The sequence below is a fragment of the Stenotrophomonas sp. HMWF023 genome (genome assembly GCF_003060985.1).
Taxonomy (GTDB): domain Bacteria; phylum Pseudomonadota; class Gammaproteobacteria; order Xanthomonadales; family Xanthomonadaceae; genus Stenotrophomonas; species Stenotrophomonas lactitubi.
Genome location: NZ_QAIJ01000101.1, coordinates 53139 through 61035 on the forward strand (window position 1 = coordinate 53139; position 7897 = coordinate 61035).

A 7897-nucleotide genomic window follows, 5' to 3' on the forward strand; every position below is an offset into this window, starting at 1 on the left:
GACGCGAAAGCGTGTCGACCAAGGTCGACACCTACCAGAGCGGATGGGCTTCAGCCGACCTTCGAAGGGCGGGTGCGCCATCGGCGGGTGTGGTAGTGCCGGCCGCTGGCCGGCATCCGCGATGACGCGAAAGCGTGTCGACCAAGGTCGACACCTACCAGAGCGGATGGGCGTCAGCCGACCTTCGACGGCCCGGTGCGCCAGCGGCTGGGCACCAGCCCGAAGCGCTTGCGGAATGCGGCGGCGAAGTTGCTGGGATGTCGATAGCCGGTTTCCGCAGCGGCCCGCTCCACGCTCCAGCCGGATTCACGAAGGCCCTGCTCGGCATGGCGCATGCGCTGCTCGTGCAGGTAGTCGAATACCGAGCAGCCATACTCCTGGACAAAGTGCCGGCGCAGCGCGCTGGGGCTCATGCAGGCCAGCTGGGCCAGCTCGACCAGGCTGTGCGCATGGGCGGGATCGGCGTGCAGGAAAGCCCGCACGCGCTCGAGGCGGCTGCGCTGGCCGCTGCGCAGCATGCGTGCGCCTTCAACGTGCAGATCATCAGCCTGCAGGCCCACCGTCAGCAGCTGCAGCGCCACGCCTTCGCGCCAGAGCGCATCCAGATCGTCCTGCCAAGGGCTGTCGAACAACTGCGCGAGGGTCGGCAGCAGCGCGTGCGGGATGGCCCAGTGGCGGCATTCCAGCTGAGAATCGAGGGCCTGCTGCAGCTTGGGTTGCCGCAGCATGTCCGGGTCCAGCTCGGCCGGTACCATCAGGCTGACGCCGCGCAACCGCGTGTTGCCAGGATGCACACCCACCATCGCGACGTGATCGCAGTGGCTGGTGGTCACCGCGGTACCGGCGCGCAGGCTGAAGTCGCTGCGCTGCGGAACCTGCACATCGACCTGGCCCTGCAGCATCAGGCGGATCGCCAGGCCGGGGCGTTCGTGGGCGGTGGCGGTGTAGGCGATCCGGTTGTGCACATCCGACGCGATCAGGCTCATGCCGCCGCGCAGGGTCTGCTCGTGCAGGTCGCCGTGCCCGGCCCACTGCTCTTCACGCAGGTGGCGGGGATCGGCGCGGTAGTCATAGCCATGGCGCTGGCCAAAACGGCGGTAATCGGCAAACGTGAAATATCGGGACATCGCTCGGCGCTCAACAATAAAAGACGGGTGCCGGCGACGATGTGCCCGCACGTTCCATCGTGCACCTGCAGCGCGGATCGGTCCTGCGCTTTCAGAGTTGGAAAAAGCTCCTGTCATTTTCTCGATCCCCAGCCCGAATGCGATGTCGAGCGGGTCAATCGATCTGCAATTACGGCCAAGTTGCCGGTTGCGTTGCAATGCGCGTGCGTACGGTGATCGATCCGTGCGCGGTCGCGATGCCAATGCCGAACGCGCGTTGTACGCAGCAGATTCGCCGGGAACAACCTGTGCAGGGGAGCCGCGGGCAGCACATTCGTCACAAACGAAGGCGTACTGTGGATTCGGACGGATGTGTCCGTATCGATTTATCCCTGATGGAGACCATAGATGATTGATTACCAACTCAGTGCTAAGACCGCCATCGTGACCGGCGGTGTTTCCGGTATCGGCCTGGCGGTGGCGGAAACGCTCGCTGCATCGGGTGCCCGTATTTCGGTATGGGACCTGAAGCAGGAAGCGGTGGATGCAACAGTAGCCGCGCTGCGAAGCCAGGGCGCTGAGGCCATCGGCATCGCGCTGGATGTCACCGACGAGGCTGCGGTGGAAGCAGCGGTGCAGCGCACGGTAAAGGAACTGGGCGGCGTGCACATCGCGGTGAACAATGCGGGCATCGGCGGGCCAGCGGCCAGCAGTGGCGACTATCCGATCGATGGCTGGAAACGCGTGGTGGATGTGAACCTGACCAGCGTGTTCCTGTGCCAGCGGGCGCAGATCCAGGCGATGCGTGCGGCGGGCAGCGGCGGCAGCATCATCAACATGGCCTCCATCCTGGGCCAGGTGGGTTATGCCGGCTCGACCGCTTACGCGGCGGCCAAGCACGGCGTGGTCGGCCTGACCCAGACGGCTGCGTGGGAGCACGCCGTCGATGGCATCCGCATCAATGCGGTGGGCCCGGGCTTCATCAACACGCCATTGCTTGAAAAGATGGACGCCAAGGTGCGTGCAACGCTGGAAGGGCGGCATGCGCTCAAGCGCTTGGGAACACCGCAGGAAGTGGCCGCGCTGGTGGCCTGGCTGGCCAGCGACGATGCCTCGTTCGCGACGGGCGCGTATTACGCCATCGATGGTGGCTATCTGGCGCAGTAACCGGGTGCAACAGAGGTACGCATGGCGGTGATCACCAGATCCACGCCATGCGTGGATGAACCGGTGCGGTGAAGAGGGCGTGCCACCGCCTTCACCCCCATCCCACGGCCGCCGCGCAACGCTCCGGGAAACTTCCGGAGCCCCTCTATGGAACTCACCCAGGACATGTCCATTCTGCTGCGCGTGGCCGCCGCCATGGTCTTTGGCGGCGTGCTGGGCGTCGAGCGCGAGATGGGCAAGCACGCTGCCGGCCTGCGCACGCACATGCTGATTGCCGGCGCCGCTGCGCTGATCGTCGGCCTCGGTGACTCGGTGGCCGAACACTTCCAGCAGGAGCGCTACCGCGATCTGCTGCAGGTCGACCCGGTGCGCTTGATCGAAGCGGTGGTGGCCTGCGTCGGTTTCGTCGCCGCCGGCACCATCCTGCGTGGAAACCGCGAGGACCAGGTCAGCGGGCTCACCACGGCCAGCTCTTTGATCATGGCGGCGGCCATCGGCATTGCCGTGGGCATCGGCAAGTACGTGATCGCGCTCGGCGTCAGCGTGCTGTGCGTGCTGGTGCTCGCGCTGATCCGACGGGTGGAGAAGAAACTGTAAGTCAGAAAATGGTACGACCAATAATTGCGTATAGCCCTATGGTCTAATAGGCTCTTCGCAGGATTGGCGGTTCAATTCGCGCCTGTGGTCCGGTTGTTGGTCAAAATGGTACGACCAATGTTCAACGGACACGACGCCCCCACGCGGTGGGGAACCTCCTGTTCCTGTCGAGAGCCCTCATGCAGCCCTGGCAACACGTGTACGACCCCGCTGGCAACCTGTGGTTGTCGAGCCTGATCGCGCTGCTGCCGATCGCCTTCTTCTTCATTGCCCTGGCCGTGCTGCGCATGAAGGGCTGGATCGCCGGCACCATCACCGTGGCCATCGCGCTTGGCGTGGCACTGCTGTTCTATCGCATGCCCGTTGCGCAGGCGCTGGGCGCGGCCGGCTTCGGCTTCGTCTATGGCCTGTGGCCGATTGCCTGGATCATCATCGGCGCGGTGTTCCTGTACAAGGTTTCGGTCAAGACCGGCCAGTTCGACATCATCCGCGCCTCGATCCTGTCGGTTACCGAAGACCAGCGGCTGCAGATGCTGATGGTCGGCTTCGCCTTCGGTGCCTTCCTGGAAGGCGCGGCCGGGTTCGGTGCGCCAGTGGCGATCACTGCCGCGCTGCTGGTCGGGCTGGGCTTCAAGCCGCTGTATGCGGCCGGCCTGTGCCTGATCGTCAACACCGCGCCAGTGGCGTTCGGCGCAATGGGCATTCCGATCATCGTGGCAGGGCAGGTGACTGGTCTGGACGCCTTCGAGATCGGCCAGATGGCGGGCCGCCAGCTGCCGTTCCTGACCATCATCGTGCTGTTCTGGATCATGGCGATCATGGATGGCTGGCGCGGCATCAAGGAAACCTGGCCGGCGGTGCTGGTGGCCGGCGGTTCGTTCGCCATTGCTCAGTACCTGACCTCCAACTTCATCGGCCCGGAACTGCCGGACATCACCGCGTCGCTGGCGTCGCTGGTCTGCCTGACCCTGTTCCTGCGCCGCTGGAAGCCGGTACGGATCTTCCGCTTCGATACCGAAACCAGCGCCGAGGCGGCCGCACAGGCACTGGAATCGCCGCGCCATAGCGTCGGCCAGATCGCCAAGGCGTGGTCGCCGTTCCTGATCCTCACCGCGATGGTCACCGTGTGGAGCATCAAGCCGTTCAAGTCGCTGTTCGCAGCCGGTGGCCCGCTTGAAGGCTGGGTGCTGAAGATCCCGGTGCCGGGCCTGGACCAGCTGGTGCAGAAGATGCCGCCGATCGTCGATGCGCCGCTGAGCTATGAGGCGGTGTACAAGTTCGACTGGTTCTCGGCCACCGGTACGTCGATCATCCTCGCCGCGGTGATCGCGATCATCGCCCTGCGCATGCCGGCACGGTCAGCGCTGCAGACCTTCGGTGAAACCGTGCGCGAACTGCGCATGCCGATCTTCTCGATCGGCATGGTGCTGGCGTTCGCCTTCATCGCCAACTATTCGGGCCTGTCGGCCACGCTGGCGCTGGCACTGGCGCACACCGGCAAGGCGTTCCCGTTCTTCTCGCCGTTCCTGGGCTGGCTGGGCGTGTTCCTGACCGGCTCGGATACCTCGTCCAATGCGCTGTTCTCGGCGCTGCAGGCAACCACCGCGCAGCAGATCGGCGTTTCCGACGTGCTGCTGGTAGCGGCCAACACCACCGGCGGCGTTACCGGCAAGATGATCTCGCCGCAGTCCATTGCCATTGCCTGCGCAGCGGTGGGCCTGGCCGGCAAGGAATCGGACCTGTTCCGCTTCACCGTCAAGCACAGCCTGATCTTCACCACGATGGTCGGCCTGATCACCCTGGCCCAGGCCTACTGGTTGACCTGGATGATTCCCTGAGCATGCAGAGCCGGCCGACCAACAGCGGCGTGCTTCGGGCCACAATGGCGTCATGAGCACACAACGGGTTTCGGACAAGGTGGCCGCGCAGCTGCGTGCGCTGGTGCAGGAACGGCAGCTGCAGCCGGGCGACAGGCTGCCGGCCGAACGCACGCTGGCGGTCCAGCTGGGGGTCTCGCGCACCGCGCTGCGCGAGGCCATCGCGCAGCTGGCCAGCCACGGTCTGCTGACCGCGCGGGTGGGTGGTGGCACCTATGTGAGCGAGCCCGCCGCACGGGCAAGACAGGCGCTGGATGAGCCCCTGGTGCCTTACCTGCCGCTGTTCCAGGGCGACCCGGAATATCGATTCGACGTGCTGGAAATCCGCCACGCACTGGAAGGCGCCACGGCCTGGCATGCGGCGCTGCGCGCCACCGACGAGGACCGCGCGCGCATCGCCCAGGCGTTCCAGACCATGATGGACGCGCATGGCAAGGATGACCCTACCGGCGAAGCCGAGGCCGATGCGGCCTTCCACCTGTCCATCGCCGAGGCGTCGCACAATCTGGTGCTGCTGCAGGTGATGCGCGGGTTGTTCGAGCTGCTGCAGACCAACATCTCGCAGAGCCGGGAAAAGCTGTACACCTCGGCCAGAACCTTCTCACCATTGTCCGACCAGCACCGCATCCATCATTTCGCGGTGCTGGTCGGCGACCCCGAACGTGCGCGCGCCGCCGCACATGCCCACCTCGAGTTCGTGCACACCACGCTGCGCACCCTTGATGACAACGAAGCCCGGCGTACGCGGGCCTCGCGCCTGCCTTCCCCATACGGTTGACCCCATGATCATTTCCGCCTCCACCGATTACCGTGCAGCAGCCGAACGCCGGCTGCCGCCGTTCCTGTTCCACTACATCGATGGCGGCGCGTATGCCGAGCACACGCTGAAGCGCAACGTGTCCGACCTGTCCGACATTGCGCTGCGCCAGCGCATCCTGCGCAACATGTCCGACCTGAGCCTGGAAACCGAGCTGTTCGGCGAGAAGCTGGCGATGCCGGTGGCGCTGGCCCCGGTCGGGCTGACCGGCATGTATGCCCGTCGCGGTGAAGTGCAGGCGGCGCGCGCAGCCGACAGCCGCGGCATTCCGTTCACGTTGTCCACGGTGTCGGTGTGCCCGATCGAAGAAGTCGCGCCGGCGATCCAGCGGCCGATGTGGTTCCAGCTGTACGTGCTGCGCGATCGCGGTTTCATGCGCAATGCGCTGGAGCGCGCGCAGGCGGCGGGTGTGACCACCCTGGTGTTCACCGTCGACATGCCGGTTCCGGGCGCGCGTTATCGTGACGCGCACTCGGGCATGAGTGGTCCGAATGCTGCAATGCGCCGGATCGGCCAGGCCATCACCCATCCGCACTGGGCGTGGGACGTGGGCCTGCGCGGACGCCCGCATGATCTCGGCAACATTTCCACCTACCGTGGCAACCCAACGGGCCTTGAGGACTACATCGGCTGGCTGGGCAGCAACTTCGATCCGTCCATTTCGTGGAAAGACCTGGAATGGATCCGCGAGTTCTGGAAGGGGCCGATGGTGATCAAGGGAATTCTCGACCCGGACGATGCGCGTGACGCGGTCGCCTTCGGCGCCGATGGCATCGTGGTCTCCAACCATGGCGGTCGTCAGCTGGATGGTGTGCTGTCCACTGCACGTGCCTTGCCTGCCATCGCCGATGCGGTGCAGGGCGACCTGAAGATCCTCGCCGATTCGGGTATCCGCACCGGGCTGGACGTGGTGCGCATGCTGGCGCTGGGCGCCGATACCGTGCTGCTGGGGCGTGCCTTCGTCTACGCGCTTGCCGCGCAGGGCGAGGCCGGCGTGGCCAACCTGCTGGACCTGATCGCCAAGGAAATGCGCGTGGCGATGACCCTGACCGGCGCGCACCGCATCGCCGATATCGGCCGTGATTCGCTGGTGCGCCTGCCATGAGTGATCGCAACGCGGTGCTGGCGCAGTTGCGCGCTGCGGTGGGGGACCGCCACGTACTGACCGGCGACAAGGCCACCCGCCGCTTCCGTCGCGGCTATCGCTTCGGCGACGGCCCGGTGCTGGCGGTGGTGCGCCCGGGCTCGCTGCTGCAGCTGTGGCAGGTGCTGCAGGCGGCGGTGCAGGGCGGCGCGGCGATCATCCTGCAGGCAGCCAATACCGGCCTGACCGGCGGTTCCACCCCGGATGGTGACGACTACGGCCGGCCGATCGTGCTGGTCAGCACCCTGCGCCTGGCCGGCATCCAGCTGTTGAACGCGGGGCGGCAGGTACTGTGCCTGCCCGGCGCGACGCTGGACCGGCTGGAGCAGACGCTGGCACCGCTGGGTCGCGAGCCGCACTCAGTGATCGGCTCATCGTGCATCGGCGCCTCGGTGCTGGGCGGCATCTGCAACAACTCCGGTGGCGCGCTGGTGCGTCGTGGCCCTGCCTATACCGAGCTGGCGCTGTACGCACAGGTCGACGCGCGGGGCGAACTGCAGCTGGTCAACCATCTTGGCATCGCGCTGGGCGATACGCCCGAGCAGATCCTGCAACGCCTGCAGGACGGCGACTACCGCGCCGCAGATGTCAGTAACGGTGATGGCCGTGCCGCCTCCGATCCGCGTTACGCCGAAGAAGTACGCAAGGTCGACGCCGATACCCCGGCACGTTTCAATGCCGACCCCAGCCGCCATTTCGAGGCGGCCGGATCTGCAGGCAAGCTGGCGGTGTTCGCCGTGCGCCTGGATACGTTCGAGAAGGAGGCCGCCGAGGTCTTCTACATCGGCAGCAACCGCACCGACAGCCTGACCGCGATCCGCCGCCAGCTGCTGACCGGCTTCGAGCGCCTGCCGATCGCCGGTGAGTACATCCACCGTGATGCCTATGACATCGGTGAGCGCTACGGCAAGGACAGTTTCCTGCTGATCGACAAGCTTGGCACCGCGCGCGTGCCGGCCGCGTTCGCGCTGAAGAGCCGGGTTGATGGCTGGTTCGAACGGCTCGGCCTGCGCGGTGTCACCGACCGGGTGATGCAGACGTTGACCGGTCTGCTGCCTTCGCACCTGCCCAAGCGCATGGGCGAGTTCCGCCAGCGTTACGAACATCATCTGCTGCTGAAGGTTTCCGCACAGGATGCGGCCGCCACCGAGGCCTGGCTGCGCAGCTTCTTCAACGACCATGAAGGCGG

Annotated in this window: 7 protein-coding genes; 6 read left to right on the top strand and 1 reads right to left on the bottom strand. The window is 66.0% G+C overall.

The features are described from left to right. Window positions 1-173: 173 nt before the first annotated feature. Window positions 174-1127, bottom strand: coding sequence for an AraC family transcriptional regulator (locus tag DBR20_RS05395; protein WP_108265466.1), 954 nt, complete (start codon window positions 1125-1127; stop codon window positions 174-176). Between the two features lie 387 nt (window positions 1128-1514). On the opposite strand from DBR20_RS05395, the gene DBR20_RS05400 reads away from it, so the two are divergent. The 6 genes from DBR20_RS05400 to dld form a co-directional block, all read left to right on the top strand. Continuing rightward, entirely contained in the window at window positions 1515-2273 is a 759-nt protein-coding gene (locus tag DBR20_RS05400) for an SDR family NAD(P)-dependent oxidoreductase (protein ID WP_108265467.1), read from the top strand. Window positions 2274-2420: 147 nt separating this feature from the next. Next, window positions 2421-2870, top strand: a complete 450-nt coding sequence (locus DBR20_RS05405) for an MgtC/SapB family protein (protein WP_100460309.1) — start codon at window positions 2421-2423, stop codon at window positions 2868-2870. A gap of 179 nt (window positions 2871-3049) precedes the next feature. Then, complete coding sequence (gene lldP, locus DBR20_RS05410; protein WP_108265468.1) at window positions 3050-4708, top strand: L-lactate permease; 1659 nt, start codon at window positions 3050-3052, stop codon at window positions 4706-4708. A gap of 52 nt (window positions 4709-4760) precedes the next feature. Continuing rightward, window positions 4761-5525 (top strand): transcriptional regulator LldR, encoded by a 765-nt coding sequence (lldR, locus tag DBR20_RS05415; RefSeq protein WP_108265469.1) that lies wholly within the window; start codon window positions 4761-4763, stop codon window positions 5523-5525. A gap of 4 nt (window positions 5526-5529) precedes the next feature. Continuing rightward, window positions 5530-6669 carry an FMN-dependent L-lactate dehydrogenase LldD gene (gene lldD / locus DBR20_RS05420; RefSeq protein ID WP_108265470.1) on the top strand — a complete coding sequence of 380 codons (1140 nt, stop codon included), beginning with the start codon at window positions 5530-5532 and terminating at the stop codon, window positions 6667-6669. Next, window positions 6666-7897, top strand: a 1232-nt coding sequence (gene dld / locus DBR20_RS05425; RefSeq protein WP_108265471.1) for a D-lactate dehydrogenase, incomplete at its 3' end; no start/stop codon positions are given. The genes lldD and dld, both read left to right, overlap by 4 nt.